Genomic DNA, 20,858 nt, shown 5'->3' with positions numbered 1-20,858 from the left:
CAAACTAATATAGCTAATTGAGTTAAATGTTGCAAAATTGAAAAGCAATTAGTCGGATTTCCATTAGTGCACCTTATTATCAAACGTAAATACTCAATGTCATTCAAAGAACCAATATGTTCTAGCTAATACGATGAACATCCACATTTGCCTGCCTTGCGCTTATTAATAACTTTGTAAAATGCCTGCCCTGCAAAATATAAAAGTAGCTGTTGATGCCGTAGTTTTTGGATATACTTCAAAAGAAGGGTTATCTGTGTTGCTTATTAAAAGAAATATTGAGCCATTTAAAGGCGGTTGGGCACTGCCAGGTGGATTGGTAGGGGACAATGAATCACTGGAAGATGCTATACAGAGAGAATTAAAAGAGGAAACGGGAATCAGCATTAATTACCTGGAGCAACTGTACAGCTTTGGTAAACCCGGCCGCGATCCGCGTAACCGTGTGATATCTATCACATATTATGGTTTGGTTAAACCAGATGCCTTTGAGTTGCAAGCTGCAACAGACGCTGCCGACGTGGCATGGTTTAACATCAAAAAATTACCGCAACTGGCTTTTGACCATAATGAAATCATCCGTGTAGCCCATGAGCGATTAAAAAGCAAGATACTTTACCAGCCGGTAGGTTTTGAATTGCTGGAAGAGAAATTCCCGTTCTCTGAATTAGAGAAGCTATACATGGCGGTGTTAGATCGCCCTATAGACCGCCGCAATTTTAAAAAGAAGATCACCAAATTCGGCTTCCTGGAAGAAACAGACGAGAAACAGGCATTGAATGGTGCGGGCCGCCCGGGCAACCTCTTCCGGTTTAACGAAGAGAAGTATTTCCGCCTAACAAAAGAGGGAATCAATTTTGAAATATAATTCTTAAGTTTTTTTTAAAAAAAAGTAAAAAATAATTTGCGTATTTAAAACGCATATTTATATTTGCGTATAATTAACGCAAATTAGTCATGAAGACAGCAGTTATCATCGCACGTTTCCAAACACCATACCTGCACGAGGGCCACAGGCAATTGATCAGCCAGGTAACAGAAAATCACGCTAAGCTGATCATATTATTAGGTGTAAGCCCGATCATGGGTAGCCGGAAAAATCCTTATGATTATTATACACGTGAGAAGATGATCAAAAAGGATTATCCTGATGTGATCGTTTTGCCGGTGAGCGACCATCCGAGCGATAAAACATGGTCCGATAATATTGATCACTTACTAAAAGGCGTTTTCCCTGCCGAGCACTTTTGCCTGTATGGCAGCCGGGATAGCTTTATTCCGTATTATTCCGGCAAATTTGAAACCGTTGAATTACCTGAGCACGGTGATTATAACGCAACGGAATTACGTAAACAATATGCGGATAAAGTGTTTGATTCAAACGATTTCAGGGCCGGTATTTTGTATGCTTATTATAATCAATACACCAAAGTTTATCCAACGGTTGATATCGCATTATTCAAAAATAACAAGACAGAAATATTGCTGGGTAAAAAATCTACCAACAATAAATGGCGCTTTGTAGGAGGGTTTGCAGATCCTGAGGACGATAGCTATGAAACTGCAGCCAAACGGGAGTTAACGGAAGAATGTGGTGAAATGGAAACCGGCGAAATGACTTACGAGACATCCCGCAAAATAAATGACTGGCGTTACCGTAATGAGGCCGATAAGATCATTACCCTATTATTCAGCTGTAATTATATCAGCGGTACGCCGGCGGCGCACGATGATATAATCGACCTTGATTGGTTCAAAGTGACTGATCTGCCCCAGTTAATGAAAGATGGTATGCTTAGCGATGAGCATCATCAATTATTTAATTTTGTCATTACTAAATACCTAAACCTTTAATATCATGAAACGAGAAAATTTGATCCTTTTGGCTGATGCTTATAAATATGCGCATCATAAATTCTATTATCCCGGTACCACTCAAATTTACAGCTACCTGGAAAGCCGGGGCGGAATGTTTAATGAGACCGTCTTTTTCGGTCTGCAGTACCTTTTGAAAGAGTATTTGCAAGGCCCTGCATTTACACAACAAGACCTGGACGAGGCTGACAGTTTTTTGCAGCAGGTATTTGGCCGCGATGATGTATTTGATAAATCTAAATTTCAATACATCCTGGATAAATACAATGGCCAACTGCCCGTAAAAATAAAAGCTGTTGCTGAAGGAACAGCAGTGCCTACGGGCAATGCATTAATGACCATTGAAAACACAGATCCGGAATGTTACTGGCTCACCAATTTTTTAGAAACACTGCTGATGCAGGTATGGTACCCATGTACTGTAGCTACTTTAAGCAGCCAGATCAGAAAAGTAGTTACTCAATACTATAACGAAACAGCTACCGAAGGCGCTGAAAAAGGGATTGATTTTGTGCTAAATGACTTTGGCTTTCGCGGTGTAAGCAGTGTAGAAAGTGCTAAAATTGGCGGTGCAGCGCATCTGCTCAGTTTTAGCGGAAGTGATAACCTGGCCGGCAGCGGCATGGCTATTAATTACTATGATGCTGAAAAGGTTTACGGGTTAAGTGTACCTGCTACTGAGCACAGCATTTGTACTTTATTGGGCCGTGAAGGCGAACTAGAGATCTTTAAACATGTTTTGCGGACTTTCCCAACCGGAACTATTGCCTGCGTGTCTGATAGCTTTAACATTTTTAAAGCTTGTGAAGAATACTGGGGAACGGGGTTGCGAGATGAGATATTGAACCGTAAAGGTACCCTGGTTATTCGCCCTGATAGTGGCGACCCTATCATGACCTTGCTTAAAATATTTGAGATATTGTTCAGCAAGTTTGGCTTTACTGTTAATGCAAAAGGTTATAAAGTATTGCCACCGCAAATAAGAGTGATACAAGGCGATGGTGTAAACTATACCGAGATCAAAAATATGTACAAAGCCTTAAAGGATTACGGTATCAGCGCCGAAAATTTGGTACTGGGCATGGGCGGCGCTTTGCTGCAAAAGGTTGATCGGGACACACAAAAATTTGCGTTGAAATGCAGCAGTGCGGTTATTAATGGAAAAGAAGTAGCAGTTGAAAAAAACCCAACTGAAATGGATGCACAAGGCAACATTACCCCAAGTTTTAAAAAGAGCAAAGGTGGCCGTTTAAAACTAGTGAAGATTAACGGCACCTTTAAAACCGTAAACGAGCAGGAACATTTAGAATTAGCGGATGAGCTGCATACTGTATTTGAAAACGGCGAACTGGTTAATACCATCACCTTTGAGCAGGTAAAAGCCAATACAAATCATAAGGCCTAAACTTTTATGCTAAAAAACATTAGGCTGTCCATTGTCCTGCTATTTGCAGCTATACAACTTAAGGCGCAGACTGCCTTAAAACACGATACTTCGAACTTGATAAAGGGGGTGGTGGTGACTTACCAGGCCGATAAATTAACACCTGTTACATTTCTGAACATAAGCGGCAAAGACCTGCAAGCTAAATCAACCGGGCAGGAGCCTTCCTACTTACTTTTGGAAACACCTTCAATAACCGTATATTCTGATGCGGGAAGTACACAAGGATATTCCTATTTCAGGATGAGAGGAATTGACCAAACCAGGATAAACATATCATTGGATGGAGTTCCTTTAAATGAACCCGAAGATCAGGGTGCTTATTTTTCAAACTATCCTGATATTATAAATTCGGTAAGTAAAATTCAAATTCAGAGGGGTATTGGAACGAGTAAAAATGGAGTTGCAAGTTATGGTGGTAGCGTTCAGCTATTTTCTCCTAATCTTTACGATTCTACCTATACTACCGTTGGCTTTGGTTATGGCTCCTTTAACAGCCACAGGGCATTTGCTGAATATAATAGGGTAAAAAACAAAAAGGCATTTTATGTGAGGGCCTCTCAAATCTATTCCGATGGGTATAAATATCATTCCTCAAATAGTTCTCAATCTGTTTTTATGGGCGGCGATTTAATCTATGATAAATCGGCATTTAAAATGAATGTTTTAGTGGGCCATCAGCAAAATCAGCTAGCCTGGTTGGGCGTAGCTGAAGCGTTAATTGAAAAAGACCGAAGAACAAATTTGGATAGTAACGAAAGGGACAATTTCATCCAACTATTGGTACAGCTTCAACATGTGTGGCATCCTAATACCGCATCAAGCGTGCAATCGAGTGTTTACTACACCTATCTTAACGGCCATTATGGGTATAATGAGAATGCTTATTTAGGTTTGCCAACAACCAACGAATTGTATAACTATGCTTTCCTGTCCAACCTCATCGGCCTGTTCAGCAATTACACTTACTCCAAAGGATCATTTAACTGGACAACCGGGATCAATGGCAGTATATACGACAGAAGGCATATCGGTAGTTTAAATACAACTGGTCAGTTGTATGAAAATACAGGTTACAAAAACGAATTCAGTGTTTTTACCAAGGCCGATTATGCAATTGGTAAAGTAACACTTTTTGCCGATGTTCAATCGCGTTACGCCACGTTTGATTATCACGGCGATGTGCCTTTAAATAAAATGGATTGGTATTTTCTCAATCCCAAAGCAGGTTTGAGTTTTGCGGTTAATAATCATTCCACCTTATACTACAGCATTGGCAGAACCGGCCGCGAGCCTACCCGAAATGATATGTTTGGCGGCAACGATAATTTGTTGGCCGATAGTTCGGGCCACGCCATTATTGCGGAGAATGTTCCGGAGTATGTAATAGATCAGGAACTGGGCTGCGTCATCAGTCGGGCAAAATCAATTTTAACTTGAATTTTTACTACATGAATTTTAAAAATGAAATTGTGCTGAATGGACAATTAGGCCCTAATGGCCTGGCTCTTACTAATGAAGTAGACCGCAGTTACAGGACCGGGGCTGAACTAAGCGTCAACTATAAAATCGATGATCATATCCACCTCATCAACAACTCATCCTACAATTATAGCCGTATTAAAGAACAAACGGAGTCGTTTGCCCCCATACTGACGCCACCGGTTATTATTAACCAGGAAGTAACCTATAATCGTAAAGCATTTTTAATAGGTGTATCAGCACGGTTTCAAGGCCGGTCGTTCATTAATTTTGCCAATACTGCACAGGTTAACCAATACGTCACGTTAAACGCCAGGGTGCAGTATGACATTAAACACTTTCAGTTTGGTATTTTCGTAAACAACATTACCAACACCAAATACTTTAACAATGGCTATGTGGACACTGATGGTACAAAAAAATACTTTGTTCAATCGCCTGCAAATTTTTACACTTCGGTAAAATATACTTTTTAATGCATTTTTTTGAAATAACACAAACCGCTTTTACCATCATAGGTTATCCCATTAGTTATATTGAATTAATAGGAACAGTATTTGGCCTCATCTCGGTTTATTTTGCATCAAAGGCCAATATTTTAACCTGGAGCACCGGCATTGTTAATGAAATATTTCTCTTCCTTTTATTTTTCCAGGTACACCTTTATGCCGATATGTTTTTGCAGGTCTATTTTTTTGTAGTTACCATTTATGGCTGGTATAACTGGAACACTATAAGAGTTGAAAACAAAATAGCTGTTGTTAATGTAAAAGCACGCCGGTTAACCGCTGCTGTTATTATAGTTGGTTCAATAGTAATTGGCTTTCTCATTAAAAACATCCACACATACCTGCCTAATTATTTCAAGATTGCAGCGGCCTATCCTTTTACCGATTCTTTCGTAATGGTTTTGAGTATTGTCGCCACGGTTTTGCTCGCTAAAAAGAAAATCGAAAACTGGCATTTATGGATATTGGTAGATGCCGTTTGTGTAATTCTGTATTTCAAAAAAGGAGTTTATTTTCTATCTCTGGAGTATTTGATCTTTCTTGGGTTAGCGTCATACGGCTTGTATAACTGGAAAAAGCAATTGGCTAATGATTAAGGCATTTGTATTTGGAAAGTTTTTGCCTTTTCACAAAGGCCACGAAGCCATGATTAGCTTCGCCCTGACTAAATGCGATTTTTTATCCGTGTTAATTTGTTGCGACAACGAAGAAAACACTCCCGGTGAGGTAAGGAAAAACTGGATTGAAACTATTTTTTTCGATACCCAAAAAATGGAAGTAAAAATACTCCATTATGATAACGGGTTATTGCCAAACACTTCCCAAGCATCTTTAAGTGTTTCACAAATCTGGTCGGGCGAGTTTAAAAAATATTATACTGATTATAACTTGCTCATTACATCAGAGCCTTATGGCGAGTTGGTTGCCGGTTTTATGGGTATACAACACATCCCTTTTGATCTGGATAAAACCCGGCATCCTATTTCGGCTTCCGTCATCAGGAATGATCTTTTCTCCAACTGGCATTATTTGCCTACCGCGGTTAAGCCTTATTTCGCCGTTAAAGTTGTTGTTTTGGGAACTGAATCTACGGGGAAAACAACTTTAACCGGGCAACTTGCGGAATATTATAATTGCAGCATGATATTAGAGGTCGGCAGGGATTTAATTCCAGATTCAACCGATTTTACTTTTGACGATCTGCTTTTAGTTGCTAATGAACATGCTAAAAGAATAGATGATGCTATATTGGACAATAGCCCTTTATTAATTATTGATACTGATATTCATATCACAAAATCATACGCCAAGTTTGTATTTGACAGGGAATTGCCGTTTAACGAACATATCTATAACACTAACAAAGCCGACTTATATCTTTATTTAAATAACGACGCCACTTATTACCAGGATGGTACCCGGTTAAACAAAACCGACAGAGATTTATTGGATCAATCTCACAGGGAGATTTTAGCTGATCATCAAATTAAATTTGTGGAGATATCTGGCAGTTGGCAAGGCAGGTTTGAACAAGCTGTTTCGGAGATATCAAAACTCATTACAGATAGATCAACACTATAGCAGCTTATAATTATCCAATGTTTTCTGCAATTGCTCCCTGATCTGTTTCACCAATATCCTCGGCCCCAGCACCCTCATTTTTGAACCGAAGCCCAGGAGTTCCCTTTCCAGCTCAAAATTGAGGATTACCCGGATGCTGAATATCTTTCCCGTCTCATCCTCGTTTAACAGTTTTTGGGTATGATGCAAGGGTTTGGTGATCACATAGGGCGCGTTTTTGTTATCGATCCAAAAAATCACTTCACAATCGCGTTGACCGGGCGATTTGGTGACACCGATCACGTCATTATAATAGGTAGAAAAATCGATATCGGTGTTTTCGCGGTAAAGATCTTCATGCCCGGTGATGGATTGTATCCTGTCCAATGCTAAATTTAATAAAGGCTGGTGGCGTACGTGTGCAACGCCTAATACAAACCAGCGGTTGCGGTATTCTTTTAGCAAATAGGCACTAAAACAAAAAGTACTGGCCTCTCTTGCTTTAAAGGATTGATAGGTGACACAGATGGTTTTCTTAGCCACAATAGCCTTTCGTATCACCTCTATATATTCCAGCCCTTTCAGGTTATCGTTCTTTTCGAAGTCGATCACCGGGGCGCTGTGTGTTTTTTGGGTATATATCTTATCTTCCAGCTTGCTTACCATTTCGCTGAGGTCGGCAAAGTGGTTAAAGCCTTTGAATTGTTGCAGCAGGCTGGTTACCTCGCCCAGCACCTGCATATCCTGGTTGTTGAGGGGGATATTAGTGATGCTGTAGTTCTTGTCCTCGTAAGTGTAATATTTTTTATCAACTACGATGATCGGCGCTTCGTAACCGAGCTTGTTACTGCGCATCATCTCTATATCTGCCTGTATGGTTCTGCGGCTTACACCGGTCATGATGCCCTGGTATTCGTAAATGGCATCGGAACAGGCTTCTATCAGGTCATCCAGCGTCCATTTGCGGCGGCGGCTTTGCAGGCAGCTATCAATAGTGCGGTAACGGATCAGGGCATTGCGGTTGACAGGCATCGAAAAATATTTTAATAAATATGGCAATTATTTTTGCTGCGCATAAGCGCTGCGTAGTTTTAATTGCATTATTTTAGAAGATCTTATCACAAAATATGTTCAGCTTTTTCAAAAAGAAAGATCAAAAGAAACAAACAGAGCAGAAAGCTAATCCTTTATACGACTTTAAGTGGTACGATTTGGGCGAAGGTAATCCATTTAATAAGCGAATATTAGATATACGCTCGTTTACGCAACAGATGACTTCTACAACTCAGAATCGAAATGTCGCGGAACTTTTCTTAAAAAACAGAGCAGGCATCGGGCAGGAATATATCGGCTTTCGATTTAAAAATTGTATTTCAATTGATACAGAACTGATTTATCGTCATAACGGGGAAAAAGTCGAGGGCAGCGGCTACAAGGCGAAGGTCATGGAAGATAAATGGGATATTTATGCGTGGAATGACATTATTTATTTCGTTAGAAGTTGGACCGGCGACGTGGGCTACAAAGCCTTTATAACCTATAATCACCAAAGTTTTACAGTCTATAAAATTGAATTTGAGGGACAGAATGCAGCCCAAAGTGAGCAATCACTTGTGATCAATAATATACATTTTTTGTTGTCTACGTTGGCATTTAAAGCAGTTCAACCACACAAAATACCTGGGCATTTGATAACGCATGAAGAAATCGCTGCATATTCATTCGCATTATTCGGTCGCAATTGTTGGTATGCTACATACGATGATATAACTGATATTACAATGGTTATCACAGATAATTGATGTATAATAGTAACTAAGCATCGCCTGCAAAGGCCATTCATAAATTTCTAACATAAATTTTTCAATATATTTTCTACTGCGCAAATAGATTGCGCAGATGGTATTTTACTTTGTATCATAAAGCCTCACCCAACCCTCTCCAAAGGAGAGGGCTTTTAAAAGTGAGGTGAACTAAATGTTTTATTATAAATTAATGAACCCTCTCCTTTGGAGAGGGCAGGGTGAGGCAAAATGGAAAAAGAAAAAATAACCAACAACGAATTAAAAGCCTTGGGCATCAATGATGTGGAAGTATTGGTAAACTTTAGTCGCGTGGCTAATGGGTTGCTGAAGCATAATGTGATGGACAAAACACAAATACTGGCCAACCTGGAAGCTTTGATAGATGACCCGATGCCCTACGCCATGAAGAAAGGCGGTAAGTTTAAAAACCTGGCCGAAGATGTGATCGCCTTGCGTAAAGAGGGAAAGTTTATTAAGCAGCAGCGCAGCAATTTTGCCTTGAAAGAAGAAATAGCAGATTTCCCTGTTTGGGGCCTGGAACATATTGAAGTGGGCGCCTTAGCACAGATGAAAACAGCCATACAGTTGCCGGTGGCTGTCGCGGGCGCCCTTATGCCCGATGCCCACCAGGGTTACGGGTTGCCTATTGGCGGTGTGCTGGCCACTGCGGCCAATGCCATTATTCCCTTTGCTGTGGGCGTGGACATTGCCTGCCGTATGTGTTTGAGCATTTTTGATATGCCTGCCCGCGTGGTGGATACCGAAACCGACATGCTGAAAAACCTGCTGATTGACCATACCAATTTCGGTATTGGCGGGACTACCAAAAAGTACCATGATACCTCGTTGTTTGATAGCAAGACCTGGAGCGAAACCAAGGTGATCCGCAATTTGAAGGATAAAGCTTATGCGCAGTTGGGAACATCCGGCACCGGTAACCATTTTGTAGAATGGGGCGAACTGACCATAGCCGAAGGCGCTTTGGATGGCATCCCGGCAGGGGGGTACCTGGCTTTATTGTCACACTCCGGCTCGCGTGGGTTTGGGGGGAGCATTGCGGATTATTACTCCAAAATAGCCATGACCAAAACCAAGCTGCCACCCGAAGCGAAGCACCTTGCGTGGCTCGACCTGGATAAGGACGAAGGGCAGGAATACTGGATTGCTATGAACCTGGCCGGCGAATATGCCAGCGCCAACCACCACGAGATACATAACAAAATTGCCCGTGCGCTAAACCTTAACCCGCTTGTGCGTATTGAGAACCATCACAATTTTGCGTGGAAGGAGCAACTGGCCGACGGTACCGAAGTGATGGTGCACCGCAAAGGCGCCACCCCTGCCGGCGAAGGCGTGCTGGGTATTATCCCCGGCAGCATGAGCACACCCGGCTTTGTGGTGCGCGGCAAGGGCGATGCGGCCTCTATTAACTCTGCCTCGCATGGGGCAGGGCGACTGATGAGCCGAAGCGCCGCCTTTAAAACGCTGGACAAAGCCGCCATAGCCGCCAACCTGCTGGATAAACGCATTACCCTGATGGGCAGCGACATGGACGAAGCCCCCATGGCCTACAAGGATATCCACACCGTAATGGCTGCGCAAACGGATTTGGTAGAAGTACTAGCGAAGTTTGAGCCGAGGATAGTAAGGATGGCGGATCCGAAGGAGAAGCCGGAGGATTGAGTGATGTGTGGTGCGGTTATAACGCCAGCAACAGACTAGAATACAAATAACTATATTACATAATCTTTAACCGTTTGAAAGATGACCAATTACGATAAATGGACTAACTTCCTTAAACCTGAAACTTTAAAGGCAAATCTTATTAATGGCGCTTTTTATATAACATTATTTGAATCATTTAAAGATTATATAATAACATCTGTTAAGGATTTTTATATGTCAGGCTTTGATGAATCTGGATACACTTACAGTCCCGATTATATAAAAAACGTCGTAAATAAAAATAAAAGCGTTTTATATGCTTCATTAAATTGGCTAAAGGAATCTGAGGCGATTAATGATAATGATATTTTAAATTTCGAAAAACAGAAAGGTTTGAGAAATAGATTAGCACATGATATGATGACCTGTTTGATTGAAAATCAGTTCGATGATTATATAGAAAACTTATCCGAGTTAATGAGATTAAGAATCAAAATCGAAAAATGGTGGATAATGAATGTTGACATTCCAACTAATTCTGATTTTGACCACATGGAAATAACTGAAAATGATATTGTTACCGGTTCAGAGCTTTTAAATAAAATAATGATGGACATTATAACAGGTAAAGAAGGAGAGGCCGACTTTTACTATAATGAGTTTATAAAAAATAAACGAAGCTGATGGGAATATTTATTGTGATATGCTCAAATGTATCTTATGAAATAACATGAGAGCTTATAAATAAAGTCTAATCAAAGAAGTTTAAAATATTAATTGAAAGTTAGGAATGGAGGAAAACAAATACACAAACTGGCGTAGAAATGATTATAGGTCAAAAAGTTTACATATGATTATAGACGGATTTCAGAAATCCATCAAAGAACTTGAAAGAAATATAGATAAAATTCATTGGTACGATGGCGATTGGTTTATGGAAGAAAGTGAACCTATTTATGGGCTAGCTTTTATTGCTTTTCAAAATTATATTATTGGAAGTATAGCGGACATTGAAGGGACGACGAAAACTAAGCTCAACTATTATAAAAAAGACAAAGTTATTGATGGTTACGCAAATACAACTATAGAATTAATCACCACACTCGCAAATTACGCAAAGCATCGCGATGAAGGCTTGCATGACGGAACCAGGATAATTTTAGATGCATTTCATCTTAGGTATGAAAATGTTATATACTTAGATGAGGCAGCAATCTTTAAAGGTTTGGAGCTATTAGACGAAAACTGGAATCTATTTAAAATTAAAGAATATGTAACAGGATGGCGTGAATCATTATGGGCAACAAAAGATACAATAATATAAATTTATACTGTCCAGATATATGTTTAGGACATCACGATGCATCATAATACAATAACTAAAGAGTTAAAATAAATATTAAAAATGGACGGAAGATTAATTTTAAACCTTTCTGACAATGATAAAAGTTATTATCTAAGAAATGGCACTAAGCTTTATTATGAACAATTACGTGTGGCATATAAGGATATATTAGGCGGTGCGGAACGCCCTTACACTTATTTCGCTTTTGTCACACTGTGTTCGGCGACCTTGGAAGCATCGTTAAATTTTATTATTTTAAACTTTTGCCTGAATAAATATGGACCCTTAAAACTCAGGGAATACTACGAAAGCTATATTGGTTTGCGTTTTAAGAGTAAACTACATATAATTCCCAGCCTTTTGTCTGAGGGTAAATTGATAATAAATGAAGACAATCCATCGGTCAAACAATTAGAAATGTTAATTACGTTAAGGAATAGGTTACTTCATAATAAAGAAACATTGGAAACTTTCGATTTACCTCACTTGGGGTCGGAAATTATAGATGGAAATCTCGTGATTCCTGTATCAAACGCTAATATCGAATTCCAGATCTTAGTTAAAGATAATCCTATCGAGTCAATAGATAGAGACATGTGTTTGAAATTTGGTGAGGCATTAGGTTGCTTTAAAAAGTTAATAATGGATGCCGCTCTTACAGATACCTTTATCGCAAACGAGATGTTAATGTTATGTTCATGGTAATTGTTATTTCTCAGATTCTAAAGCCCTAAGTTAGTGCAGGCGTACCGCATGTATCCTTAAGAAATAATTAAACCTTACCATGTCCATAACCGAATCAATAGAATTACTTAAAGCATACAACGGGCCATTGGGGCTAACGCTGCATACCGGAGCAAGCGAGGAGTTGATAAAAAAGGTTGAAAGCACATGCGATGTTATCTTGCCTGATGATTTCAAGACCTTTTACCGTTTTACCGATGGTTTTGAAACAATCGAGGATATATTCAATATGATACCGCTTGATGAGATAGGGGAAAATCACAAAAAGGGCGACAATGAATTGTGGATAGCAGAATATATGATTTATAGCGATATGTGGGAGCTGGAAGTAAACCCCAAGGATCCTAATGATTATGCTATTTTCAACGTGGATGGTGAAAAAGAGAAAATTATATTAACAAAATCACTGGCTGAATTTATTGTACGTTTTTTAAAAGGCGGTGTATTTGAAACAGCAGGTTTATATGCATGGCGTGATGAAGTAAAAGCAAAACTTTACGGCAACACTGACCCCGAAAAAACAAAGCCATTGTTAGCAGTTTTCCGGGAAGGCCTAAAACTTGGGGTTATCTCAAAGGAGGAGATTGTCCAGCGGGCTGACTGGATTATTTCTACAGAAGATGAACCCGACTATTTTTTTATTGAAATATCTCTTAGTCATGATGTAAACGAGTTGCTAACTGTCTTAAATTCAATAGATGTCCCGGAAGATATTTTGCATCTGAGAGTAATTCTGGGCGTTGTGCACACCCAATTACTTATCAATAAAATAACCACTGATAAAGCCAGGGTTATACTGGATAAAATGGTTTATCGGTCAGAATTTACCCGGTACGAAAAAATAGAAATGTACTTTTTAACAGATGACTTTGATTGTTTAGATAGGAAATTGGATGATCGAACACGACAACGGCTTGACCAACAGGTGAAGCACTTCCTGGATAATTATGCACAATTCAACCTGTATAATTACAAAAACTGGGATAGTATAAATGCTGATTTAATAAAAACATTTGAGAGCAAGAAGGTAGAACCGGATATTCCCTATCAGACCCCTTACAAAAAGATCGGGGGTAAAGTAAAACGACTTGTTAAAAAAGCACAAATACTGCTAATTTGGATAGCTACAGTTGCAGCAGTCGTTGCTATTTTATATTACACAGACCCACCCGCTATATTTCCTGTGGCGATAGTAATTGCAGTATTTTTTAGCAGGAGGTATGTGGGTTCAGTACGTAAATGAAGATTCTCTACCAGCTAGTCTGGATGTTCCATCCCGGACTTAAAAACCGACGGTTTGTAATCCTCGGAGAGACGCTTGCTGTTACATAACAGCAAATGCGCCAATTTTTATAAAGATATATCTTTATAAAATTCCACACCTCGCCCCTCCCAAATTAATCAGGCAAGCTAAACCAAAAAGCCAGAATGAGGTCAGTACAAGATTCGAACTTGTGAACAATCCTTTTGCAGAGGACACCCTTACCACTCGGGCAACTGACCGTCAATAGTGGAGAACCCGGGTAACGATCCCGGATATCCGGATTTTCAGTCCGGCGCATACACCATGTTTGCTAATTCTCCAAAGCAAATTATATAGTGGAAATAAAAGGACTTGAACCTTTAACCATCACCGTATAAGGGTGCCGCTCTAACCATTGAGCTATATTTCCATTTTAAAATATACAGCGGCAATCGCCTGCTACCGCAACTGCTTCTGCAACTTTTTCAGTAGGGTAACCCGGACTCGAACCGGGAGCCTCCACATCTCCGCCAGCTGGCGGATAATCTGACCAATTGATATACTACCCTGAAAATGTCCCTAAAACAAAAAATCCCCTTAGATTTATCTAAGAGGATTTAAGTATTTTGTTTATGTTAAGTCAATACATAGCCTATCCTCTCTGATAAATCAGTTGGGGTATAAAACATAGTATTGATATTGTTTTCATGGCACAATGATACATAATTATTTTATAAATCAAGAATTTCTTTAATTATTTTTATTTATGCTGTTTGATTTTTCTGCCCTGATCAATTTTAAGTGTTTAAGCAATTTCCCCCTGGGTGTGAAACCATAGGTAGTATCGACATAGCAGGTAGAATCAATGCTGCATGGAGAGGAGTCGCCCAGTTGATCAACTTTCGCTTTAAATTGTCCTTCGGTAATGGTTTTGACGCTCGTTCCGTTACTTCCCTTAAATTCAAACGTACCACTTACGTGTTTCCCGTCATATGAAGTGATCACCAGTGTTCCCGTTCGCGAAAGGATTGTATCGTAGATATCGTCCCCTAAATTATATGAAATAACAGGCGCAGTAAGAGTTGTATCGGCCAGGCTATAAGTGCCGGGATAAGGATATCCATAGAAGACAATCCATAGACCCTCGCCGTTTATTTTACCGGCTTCAAGTACCAAACTTTCATCAAAATAATCAGCTTCTGGTTTTAATGATTTGTACACGCCGTCTACTTTATAAGAAATGTAATTATCAGGTGAAGGGCCCTTTTTACACCCGTAAATGGCCAGTACCAAGCCTCCGGCCAGCAGTATTTTTTTGATAAGGTTCATATGTCAAATATAATTTGTTGGTTTATAAATAGACTATACCCCGATCAAAAAGTTTAATTCGGTGCTAATATCTTTAGTTTTTAAGTATTATACATGCTACGGAGATGGAATACTAAGGCAATGCGAAAATGCTTCTCGTGACCTTGCAGCACAATCCGATAAATGTCCTGTGAGAGTTCGAGTCTCTCCCCTTTCTTTAAAATTGCTGGAAATAACTGACTTTAAAAATAATATGATCTTCTACTTGCGCAATTGCTTGTGGTGCGGTTAATTGACTATTCACCCCCCTATTGTAAATAAAGTAAACATAGCTAAGTGGCGAAAACTCCCATGCCAGGCGCAAATTATAAGCATTCGAATTATTTACGGTGTTCTTTTGGTAAAGTCCGGTAAATTGCAATCTTGGATTAAGTGCCAGTCGCGTCTGAAGTATCAATAAATTAACTGTTTTTGTTGTATTGTCGATGCCAACCCTGGTGAAGTAATTTTGATTCAATTCTCCCAGGAATGAAATGTGTGGACTGGGCGCGAATTGAATTTTATAGTCGCCGGTAGTCAGTTTACCATTAAAATAGGTGCCTGTTAATAAAGTAATATTAGCGTTTATAATTTTTGAAGGGTCTGTTTGAAGAAATAATTGTTGATTAAAATAGTGATAATCACCCGGAGCAATAGTTACATCCAGGGGAGAAAAGGCTGAAGTAAGATGCTGCCAGTATGATCCAATACCATATCCGAAGAAGCCACCATCTTTGAAATTGAACCATATCGGGTAGAAAGGCAGGTCGGCTTCCGCAAATTTTCCGGTTGAACTTGTAAAATAGACCTCGGGCAAGATACCCGGCGCGTAGGAAAGTAAAAAGCTTTTAAATGGTAATAGCTTTCCCCGATAAAAATAATTCATCCCGGGGGTAGTTGCGATAACATCGGTCCGCGATACAAACCCCATTTGTGGATCAAAGCTTTTTGTAACTATCGACTCGGTCCACCATATTTCATGACTGTTTGTATTATTGAAATATTGCACAATTCCGGCGAAGCCTTTCGCGCCTGTATTTGTCGTTGTTGATTGCGTAAAAATCGCATTGACCGAATTGGATTCATCAAGGCGAAAAAATCCATCTAATGTCGATTCTATATTAGCGGCCCCCGGTTGCTCTTTCAGAGAAACCATTCCTCCTAATCTACTCTGACCGCCAAAATTCTGAGAAAATCTACCCACAAAAAAATTAGTTTCGGGCCCTCCTTCATACCCCTGTTGACGGATAGCAATCGCCCCATAATTTGAGGATGAAGACCTATGTACAAACCTTCCCCCGCCTACTATTGGGATTGGGTTACCACTTGTGTCAAGTCCAATATTGCGGCTGTTGAAAGGCTGATAGTGCATCGATCCCCCCGCACCATCCCCGTTTACAGTGACTTGCACTCCAAAAAGGGAGGCGTTCTCCAAAAAGAATTGCCGTTTTTCAGGGAAAAAAACATTAAAACGAGTAGTGTTATTCACTTCCTGATCGGCATCAGCCTGGGCAAAATCAGTATTAGCCGTTAAGTCGAGCACGGAATTGGGATTAATAGCCCATTTCAGATCGCCGCCAAACTTCAGGCTGGATGAATGGGCTGGTTGAGTTGGGCCAAAATTGGAATAATGGTCGTTTGATACCAACATATACGGATCGACTATGATATTAGTCGATGGTGGGGGCGGTTGCAGGTTCGTGATTATCCCCGCATAATTCATGTGACTTGCTGTAAATATTCGCGGATAAGGTGAAAAGGCGCTTATTTCGTTTGATTGACGCCTGTTACGATAAGCATTAAAGCCCCAACTCTGGGTGCTATCGATACTCCTAGGATATCTTAATGTTTTCCATGGGATAGCCATTTCCGCAACCCAGCCACTATCGCTTCTCGTTGTTCTTACAGTCCATAAGCCATTCCAGTCGACGTCATAATAAATATCATCAAAAGAGAGCAAGTCACGCTGTACGCCATATGCGTTGGTAGCAAAAACGACAGCGTTTCGTTGATCGTTAAATGTATCGAAAGCCAGATCGACCAGGTCATGCCTCAATATATCAAAATCACGGGCAAAATCAGTCGCCATAATTGCCTTTTTACCTTTAGGGTCCTTGCAGATAACGCCGACATATAGGAATTTCTGATTGTAGAGAACCTTTATAACGGTCACAAATTGAGATGGCTTTCCCTGCATTGGCTCGACCTGTATAAAATCGGAAGCACCTTTAGTCAAGTTCCATTCCGGTTCGCTAAGTTCCCCGTCAATTTTCAAACTATTAATGATTTTGATAGCCTTCAATTCCCGTCGTATAGGTTTGGGTTTAAAAAAATCAGCATCCTGGCAAAAAGCCGGGGATGCGATTAATAATGTTAAGATTAGAATGTAAAGTTTAATCATTAGGACAGGTAATCGGTTTGTAGTCTAGGGCTATGCCGCCATTGGCATTGTGCTATAAAGTCAGCAAAACATCACTTTGCAAACAGTCATCATATTTTTTCTTATCAAATTTATAAAGATAGAGTGTTTTGTTAGTATCGTCCCAAAGAAAAGGCGACCGGAAAACTCCCTTTGCGCGAATTAATAATCTGGAACGTGTGAAAGTGATCGTTAAATGAATGGGAAACGTTCTAAGATTATTTGAAAGGATTACAATGTTAGAATCATTTCTCTTCTATCTGGCGCGATTATGCAGTTTAGGCAAAAGAGGGTATACTCGTAACCGCCAAACTTTTTTTAGGACAATACAAGGCGTGGACGTGAACGCCTGATCAAGAGTTTTACCAGCCATAATACAATATTTTTAGAGAGATGGCGCTTTTATGCTATTCAATAGCCAAAGATCAACCGAAAAGGCGCCGCTGCCTTTAATAATAATAATTAGCAGCAGGGACAGTAGTAATATAAAGTATTCAATGCCTTCCCCTTTCTTTTTACCTAGCCAATTCATCGTCCAGCCATCTGGCGAATGTACAATTAGCGCGCCTGTAAAAATGATAAAATTCCCTAAAGCGGCGAATCTTCCTATGCAACCCAATATTAAAGCAATACTGCCAAAAGATTGACCGATAATGATCAGCCAGCCAACGAATACCGGGATGTTTTTTTGTTTGATCCGCTTTAATGATTCGCGAATACCAACGCCTCCGCCCAAATCATCAAACCATCCCAATAGTTTTTGCATTCCATAAGGGAAAATAATGATACCCGTCACCACCCTGAGAAAAAGCAGCGTATAATCATCTGTGGTTTGTATAACCTCGTTCATCGTCTCTAAATTTAATCAATTAGATCAGTGCCGGCATAATATTGGTTGATATCGCTATCCTGTTCCATACATTGATCGCTGCAATTGCCATGATCAGTTGCACCAGGCTCTGCTGTCTATGCCCTTGAGTCGAAAGATATGTTTACCGGTGTTTACGGAGGTATACGATGACAAACTGCCTTCAATAAAGATAACAATTTATTAATATCTTCATTTTTTTACGCGGCATACTTTTGCGCCTATCAATTAACATTTATATGCGGATTATTACAAAATGGTTCCTCCTGCAATTATTATTTATTTCTATTAATGTTTGCGCACAAAACAAGATCAGGAAAGCAGTATTTATTATCGCCGATGGCATACCAGCTGATGTAATTGAAAAACTAAATACGCCAAACCTGAAACTGATTGCCCAACAGGGCCAATATCTGCGAGCCTATGTGGGTGGTGAAAAAGGCGGCTATTCTCAAACGCCGACTATCTCGGCCAATGGATATAACAGTTTGCTAACAAGCACCTGGGTAAACAAGCATAATGTTTGGGGCAATGATATTAAGGCACCCGATTATAATTACCGGACCATCTTCCGTATGCTTAAAAATGCCAATCCCGCCAGGAAAACGGCAATATTCTCAAGCTGGACGGATAACCGCACCAAGCTACTTGGCGAAGGGCTATCACAAACCGGCAATCTTAAAGTTGACTATGTCTTTGACGGTTATGAGTTAGACACTACAAAATTCCCGCATGACAAGGCTGACAATTATATGCACCTGATAGACGAGCAGGTCGCTAATTCTGCTGCGGCATGTATTAAAGATAAAGCGCCTGATCTGAGCTGGGTTTATTTGGAATTTACCGATGATATGGGACATCGTTTTGGTGACAGCCCGCAATATTACGATGCTATAGAAAAAATGGATAACCAGGTTGGTCGCATTTGGGAAGCAATACAGTACCGGGAAAAGCATTCTAATGAAGACTGGTTGATATTTATCACTACTGACCATGGACGTGATGAGCAAACCGGCAAAAACCATGGCGGGCAATCGGCCCGGCAGCGCAGCACATGGATGGTAACTAATTATCACCAGCTCAATAACTATAGCCGGTATTATACGCCCGGTATTATTGATATTACACCATCAATTGCCAGGTTTTTGAATATTAATATACCAGCCGAACAGTTGCGTGAGATTGATGGCACTTCCTTAATTGGCGCGGTATCTGTAGCCGTCCCTAACGTTAACTATGTTCAGGGGACATTAGATATTTCCTGGAAGGCACTTGATCCAAAAGGCAAAGTAAAAATATGGGTAGCTGCGACTAATAATTTTAAAGCAGGCCAGCCGGATGATTATAAGCTATTATCTGAGGTTTCGGTAAATGATGAGCATGCCCAGGTGTCAGTTAAAGATATGCCTTCGTCTTTTTACAAGGTCTGTATTGAAGCGCCGAGTAATATTATTAACCGATGGGTTATCATTCCAGATAAACAGTAAGCTCAACAAAATTAAACGATAATTTGCATCGAAAAGATAGTTTAGAACCTTGTAGCATTATTGAGCAAAACCCTTCAAATGATGTCATTTGAAGGGTTTTTTTGTTGCTGCACTGCCTCTGACGGTTAACCTTCTTGCTACTTCTTGTAACAGCTGGGCCTTTATCGTATATCCTAGTCACATCTTCACGCAGTCATATATTATTGCATGTCATTTTAATATCGGAACTATAATTGATTGACTGTTTGTAATATCCATATATTTATAATACTTTTATTTCGACCTAATTGAACCAGATTATTTTGAAAAAAATATTTGCAATAGCCATGCTTTTCGTCATCCTATTCAATTTAGGGGGATATGGCTTGTTTTTTCAATATGTGATCGATAGGTCAGACGCCAATATTATTAATCAGATTAATCATAATCGTTACCAAAATTCAGATCTGATTGAGGTTAAGATACCGGTTAATCTTCCTACTCTTCAGGACTGGACTGAGTTTGAGACGATCAGCGGGCAGGTGCAGTTTAAAAATAATAAATACAACTACGCGCAAATAAAAATGACAAGAGATACGCTTTATCTGCTTGTTATACCAAATCATGATCGTACAAAATTGGTCAATGCGAATATCATTTATGCAAAGCAGGTAAATGATATTCCGATGAATAAAAAATCGCATCTGCCATTAACAAAAAAGAGCATCAGCGAAAACGAATACAATTATATTTCTCTGCAATGTAAGGCACTGATACCGGCACAAATAAAAAAGGCCGCAGCTGATTATGCCTTTTCTGATATTATTAAATCTCCTATTGACGTTTCCGGTCAACCACCCGAAGGATCAGTTATCCTTTCTTAATCATTTTTTGTTCAGATATGTTCATGGGTGCTTTATATGCATTCATGTTTAATTGCGTAGCAATTCTTATTTCAGATTCATTGCATTTAATCTATCCCGGTTGGGAAGAAATAGATTAATAAGCTTCACGCAATCAGTCAACAAGCAGTCATAAACCCCGACAAAAAATGAATTATCTAATGGCACAAGTAATTGAAAGGTG

Annotated in this window: 19 protein-coding genes and 4 tRNA genes; 15 read left to right on the top strand and 8 right to left on the bottom strand. The window is 39.8% G+C overall.

The annotated features are described in order from the left end of the window. Positions 1-181 precede the first annotated feature (181 nt). From ACPPVU_RS24760 to ACPPVU_RS24730, 7 genes are all read left to right on the top strand, one after another. Positions 182-868, top strand: coding sequence for an NUDIX hydrolase (locus tag ACPPVU_RS24760; RefSeq protein WP_426669412.1), 687 nt, complete (start codon positions 182-184; stop codon positions 866-868). A gap of 89 nt (positions 869-957) precedes the next feature. Next, the gene (locus ACPPVU_RS24755) at positions 958-1,854 is read left to right on the top strand and encodes an NUDIX domain-containing protein (RefSeq protein ID WP_426669411.1); all 897 of its coding nucleotides are present in this window, start codon (positions 958-960) and stop codon (positions 1,852-1,854) included. Between the two features lie 4 nt (positions 1,855-1,858). Continuing rightward, positions 1,859-3,280, top strand: coding sequence for a nicotinate phosphoribosyltransferase (locus tag ACPPVU_RS24750; RefSeq protein ID WP_426669410.1), 1,422 nt, complete (start codon positions 1,859-1,861; stop codon positions 3,278-3,280). A 6-nt stretch (positions 3,281-3,286) separates the two neighbouring features. Continuing rightward, positions 3,287-4,759 carry a TonB-dependent receptor plug domain-containing protein gene (locus tag ACPPVU_RS24745; RefSeq protein ID WP_426669409.1) on the top strand — a complete coding sequence of 491 codons (1,473 nt, stop codon included), beginning with the start codon at positions 3,287-3,289 and terminating at the stop codon, positions 4,757-4,759. Positions 4,760-4,770: 11 nt separating this feature from the next. Continuing rightward, positions 4,771-5,277, top strand: coding sequence for a TonB-dependent receptor domain-containing protein (locus ACPPVU_RS24740; protein ID WP_426669408.1), 507 nt, complete (start codon positions 4,771-4,773; stop codon positions 5,275-5,277). Beyond that, complete coding sequence (pnuC, locus tag ACPPVU_RS24735) at positions 5,277-5,906, top strand: nicotinamide riboside transporter PnuC (RefSeq protein ID WP_426669407.1); 630 nt, start codon at positions 5,277-5,279, stop codon at positions 5,904-5,906. The genes ACPPVU_RS24740 and pnuC overlap by 1 nt, the downstream gene beginning before the upstream one ends. Continuing rightward, positions 5,899-6,891 (top strand): AAA family ATPase, encoded by a 993-nt coding sequence (locus ACPPVU_RS24730; protein ID WP_426669406.1) that lies wholly within the window; start codon positions 5,899-5,901, stop codon positions 6,889-6,891. Before pnuC ends, ACPPVU_RS24730 begins: the two co-directional genes overlap by 8 nt. On the opposite strand, the gene ACPPVU_RS24725 is transcribed toward ACPPVU_RS24730, so the two are convergent. Continuing rightward, a complete protein-coding gene (locus tag ACPPVU_RS24725) occupies positions 6,886-7,902 on the bottom strand; it encodes a helix-turn-helix transcriptional regulator (RefSeq protein WP_426669405.1) in 1,017 nt (338 codons plus the stop codon). The genes ACPPVU_RS24730 and ACPPVU_RS24725 overlap by 6 nt on opposite strands. A gap of 95 nt (positions 7,903-7,997) precedes the next feature. Here ACPPVU_RS24725 and ACPPVU_RS24720 point away from each other — a divergent pair, with 95 nt between their 5' ends. The 6 genes from ACPPVU_RS24720 to ACPPVU_RS24695 all read left to right on the top strand — a co-directional run bounded on the left by ACPPVU_RS24720 (position 7,998) and on the right by ACPPVU_RS24695 (position 13,672). Further along, positions 7,998-8,672, top strand: a complete 675-nt coding sequence (locus ACPPVU_RS24720; RefSeq protein ID WP_426669404.1) for a hypothetical protein — start codon at positions 7,998-8,000, stop codon at positions 8,670-8,672. Positions 8,673-8,903: 231 nt separating this feature from the next. Then, positions 8,904-10,358, top strand: coding sequence for an RtcB family protein (locus ACPPVU_RS24715; RefSeq protein WP_426669403.1), 1,455 nt, complete (start codon positions 8,904-8,906; stop codon positions 10,356-10,358). An 81-nt stretch (positions 10,359-10,439) separates the two neighbouring features. Then, complete coding sequence (locus ACPPVU_RS24710; protein WP_426669402.1) at positions 10,440-11,024, top strand: hypothetical protein; 585 nt, start codon at positions 10,440-10,442, stop codon at positions 11,022-11,024. A 106-nt stretch (positions 11,025-11,130) separates the two neighbouring features. Further along, positions 11,131-11,664: a hypothetical protein gene (locus tag ACPPVU_RS24705; RefSeq protein WP_426669401.1), complete on the top strand. Its 534-nt coding sequence runs from the start codon at positions 11,131-11,133 to the stop codon at positions 11,662-11,664. Positions 11,665-11,745: 81 nt separating this feature from the next. Further along, positions 11,746-12,390, top strand: coding sequence for a hypothetical protein (locus ACPPVU_RS24700; protein ID WP_426669400.1), 645 nt, complete (start codon positions 11,746-11,748; stop codon positions 12,388-12,390). 79 nt (positions 12,391-12,469) lie between these two features. After that, the gene (locus tag ACPPVU_RS24695) at positions 12,470-13,672 is read left to right on the top strand and encodes an SMI1/KNR4 family protein (protein ID WP_426669399.1); all 1,203 of its coding nucleotides are present in this window, start codon (positions 12,470-12,472) and stop codon (positions 13,670-13,672) included. 188 nt (positions 13,673-13,860) lie between these two features. Here the strand turns inward: ACPPVU_RS24695 and ACPPVU_RS24690 are convergent. From ACPPVU_RS24690 to ACPPVU_RS24660, 7 genes are all read right to left on the bottom strand, one after another. Continuing rightward, positions 13,861-13,932 (bottom strand) — tRNA-Cys (locus ACPPVU_RS24690). 8 nt (positions 13,933-13,940) lie between these two features. Further along, positions 13,941-14,013, bottom strand: a tRNA-Phe gene (locus ACPPVU_RS24685). 16 nt (positions 14,014-14,029) lie between these two features. Continuing rightward, a tRNA-Ile gene (locus ACPPVU_RS24680) sits at positions 14,030-14,102 on the bottom strand. Positions 14,103-14,161: 59 nt separating this feature from the next. After that, positions 14,162-14,241: transfer RNA gene (locus ACPPVU_RS24675), tRNA-OTHER, on the bottom strand. A 181-nt stretch (positions 14,242-14,422) separates the two neighbouring features. Next, entirely contained in the window at positions 14,423-15,001 is a 579-nt protein-coding gene (locus tag ACPPVU_RS24670; RefSeq protein ID WP_426669398.1) for a DUF6252 family protein, read from the bottom strand. 196 nt (positions 15,002-15,197) lie between these two features. Continuing rightward, positions 15,198-17,420 (bottom strand): DUF5916 domain-containing protein, encoded by a 2,223-nt coding sequence (locus ACPPVU_RS24665; protein WP_426669397.1) that lies wholly within the window; start codon positions 17,418-17,420, stop codon positions 15,198-15,200. A 403-nt stretch (positions 17,421-17,823) separates the two neighbouring features. Further along, positions 17,824-18,288 carry a DoxX family protein gene (locus ACPPVU_RS24660; RefSeq protein WP_426669396.1) on the bottom strand — a complete coding sequence of 155 codons (465 nt, stop codon included), beginning with the start codon at positions 18,286-18,288 and terminating at the stop codon, positions 17,824-17,826. 257 nt (positions 18,289-18,545) lie between these two features. On the opposite strand from ACPPVU_RS24660, the gene ACPPVU_RS24655 reads away from it, so the two are divergent. Both ACPPVU_RS24655 and ACPPVU_RS24650 read left to right on the top strand, forming a co-directional pair. Beyond that, a complete protein-coding gene (locus ACPPVU_RS24655; protein WP_426669395.1) occupies positions 18,546-19,793 on the top strand; it encodes an alkaline phosphatase family protein in 1,248 nt (415 codons plus the stop codon). Between the two features lie 302 nt (positions 19,794-20,095). Then, positions 20,096-20,656, top strand: coding sequence for a hypothetical protein (locus ACPPVU_RS24650; RefSeq protein ID WP_426669394.1), 561 nt, complete (start codon positions 20,096-20,098; stop codon positions 20,654-20,656). Positions 20,657-20,858 lie beyond the last annotated feature (202 nt).

It is taken from the genome of Mucilaginibacter sp. McL0603, assembly GCF_049992945.1.
In the GTDB taxonomy this organism is placed as follows: Bacteria; Bacteroidota; Bacteroidia; order Sphingobacteriales; family Sphingobacteriaceae; genus Mucilaginibacter.
Note: the sequence above shows the minus strand (reverse complement) of the source record. Positions and strands in the feature narration are given on the sequence as shown.

What these genes read in the sequence shown, in the direction of transcription:
- ACPPVU_RS24740 (WP_426669408.1), top strand. Translation starts at nt 4,771, where the DNA reads ATGAATTTTAAAAATGAAATTGTGCTGAATGGACAATTAGGCCCTAAT.
- ACPPVU_RS24700 (WP_426669400.1), top strand. Translation starts at nt 11,746, where the DNA reads ATGGACGGAAGATTAATTTTAAACCTTTCTGACAATGATAAAAGTTAT.
- ACPPVU_RS24715 (WP_426669403.1), top strand. Translation starts at nt 8,904, where the DNA reads ATGGAAAAAGAAAAAATAACCAACAACGAATTAAAAGCCTTGGGCATC.
- ACPPVU_RS24750 (WP_426669410.1), top strand. Translation starts at nt 1,859, where the DNA reads ATGAAACGAGAAAATTTGATCCTTTTGGCTGATGCTTATAAATATGCG.
- ACPPVU_RS24705 (WP_426669401.1), top strand. Translation starts at nt 11,131, where the DNA reads ATGGAGGAAAACAAATACACAAACTGGCGTAGAAATGATTATAGGTCA.
- ACPPVU_RS24720 (WP_426669404.1), top strand. Translation starts at nt 7,998, where the DNA reads ATGTTCAGCTTTTTCAAAAAGAAAGATCAAAAGAAACAAACAGAGCAG.
- ACPPVU_RS24670 (WP_426669398.1), bottom strand. Translation starts at nt 15,001, where the DNA reads ATGAACCTTATCAAAAAAATACTGCTGGCCGGAGGCTTGGTACTGGCC.
- ACPPVU_RS24660 (WP_426669396.1), bottom strand. Translation starts at nt 18,288, where the DNA reads ATGAACGAGGTTATACAAACCACAGATGATTATACGCTGCTTTTTCTC.
- ACPPVU_RS24655 (WP_426669395.1), top strand. Translation starts at nt 18,546, where the DNA reads ATGCGGATTATTACAAAATGGTTCCTCCTGCAATTATTATTTATTTCT.
- ACPPVU_RS24745 (WP_426669409.1), top strand. Translation starts at nt 3,287, where the DNA reads ATGCTAAAAAACATTAGGCTGTCCATTGTCCTGCTATTTGCAGCTATA.
- ACPPVU_RS24665 (WP_426669397.1), bottom strand. Translation starts at nt 17,420, where the DNA reads ATGATTAAACTTTACATTCTAATCTTAACATTATTAATCGCATCCCCG.
- pnuC (WP_426669407.1), top strand. Translation starts at nt 5,277, where the DNA reads ATGCATTTTTTTGAAATAACACAAACCGCTTTTACCATCATAGGTTAT.
- ACPPVU_RS24695 (WP_426669399.1), top strand. Translation starts at nt 12,470, where the DNA reads ATGTCCATAACCGAATCAATAGAATTACTTAAAGCATACAACGGGCCA.
- ACPPVU_RS24755 (WP_426669411.1), top strand. Translation starts at nt 958, where the DNA reads ATGAAGACAGCAGTTATCATCGCACGTTTCCAAACACCATACCTGCAC.
- ACPPVU_RS24725 (WP_426669405.1), bottom strand. Translation starts at nt 7,902, where the DNA reads ATGCCTGTCAACCGCAATGCCCTGATCCGTTACCGCACTATTGATAGC.
- ACPPVU_RS24710 (WP_426669402.1), top strand. Translation starts at nt 10,440, where the DNA reads ATGACCAATTACGATAAATGGACTAACTTCCTTAAACCTGAAACTTTA.
- ACPPVU_RS24730 (WP_426669406.1), top strand. Translation starts at nt 5,899, where the DNA reads ATGATTAAGGCATTTGTATTTGGAAAGTTTTTGCCTTTTCACAAAGGC.
- ACPPVU_RS24760 (WP_426669412.1), top strand. Translation starts at nt 182, where the DNA reads ATGCCTGCCCTGCAAAATATAAAAGTAGCTGTTGATGCCGTAGTTTTT.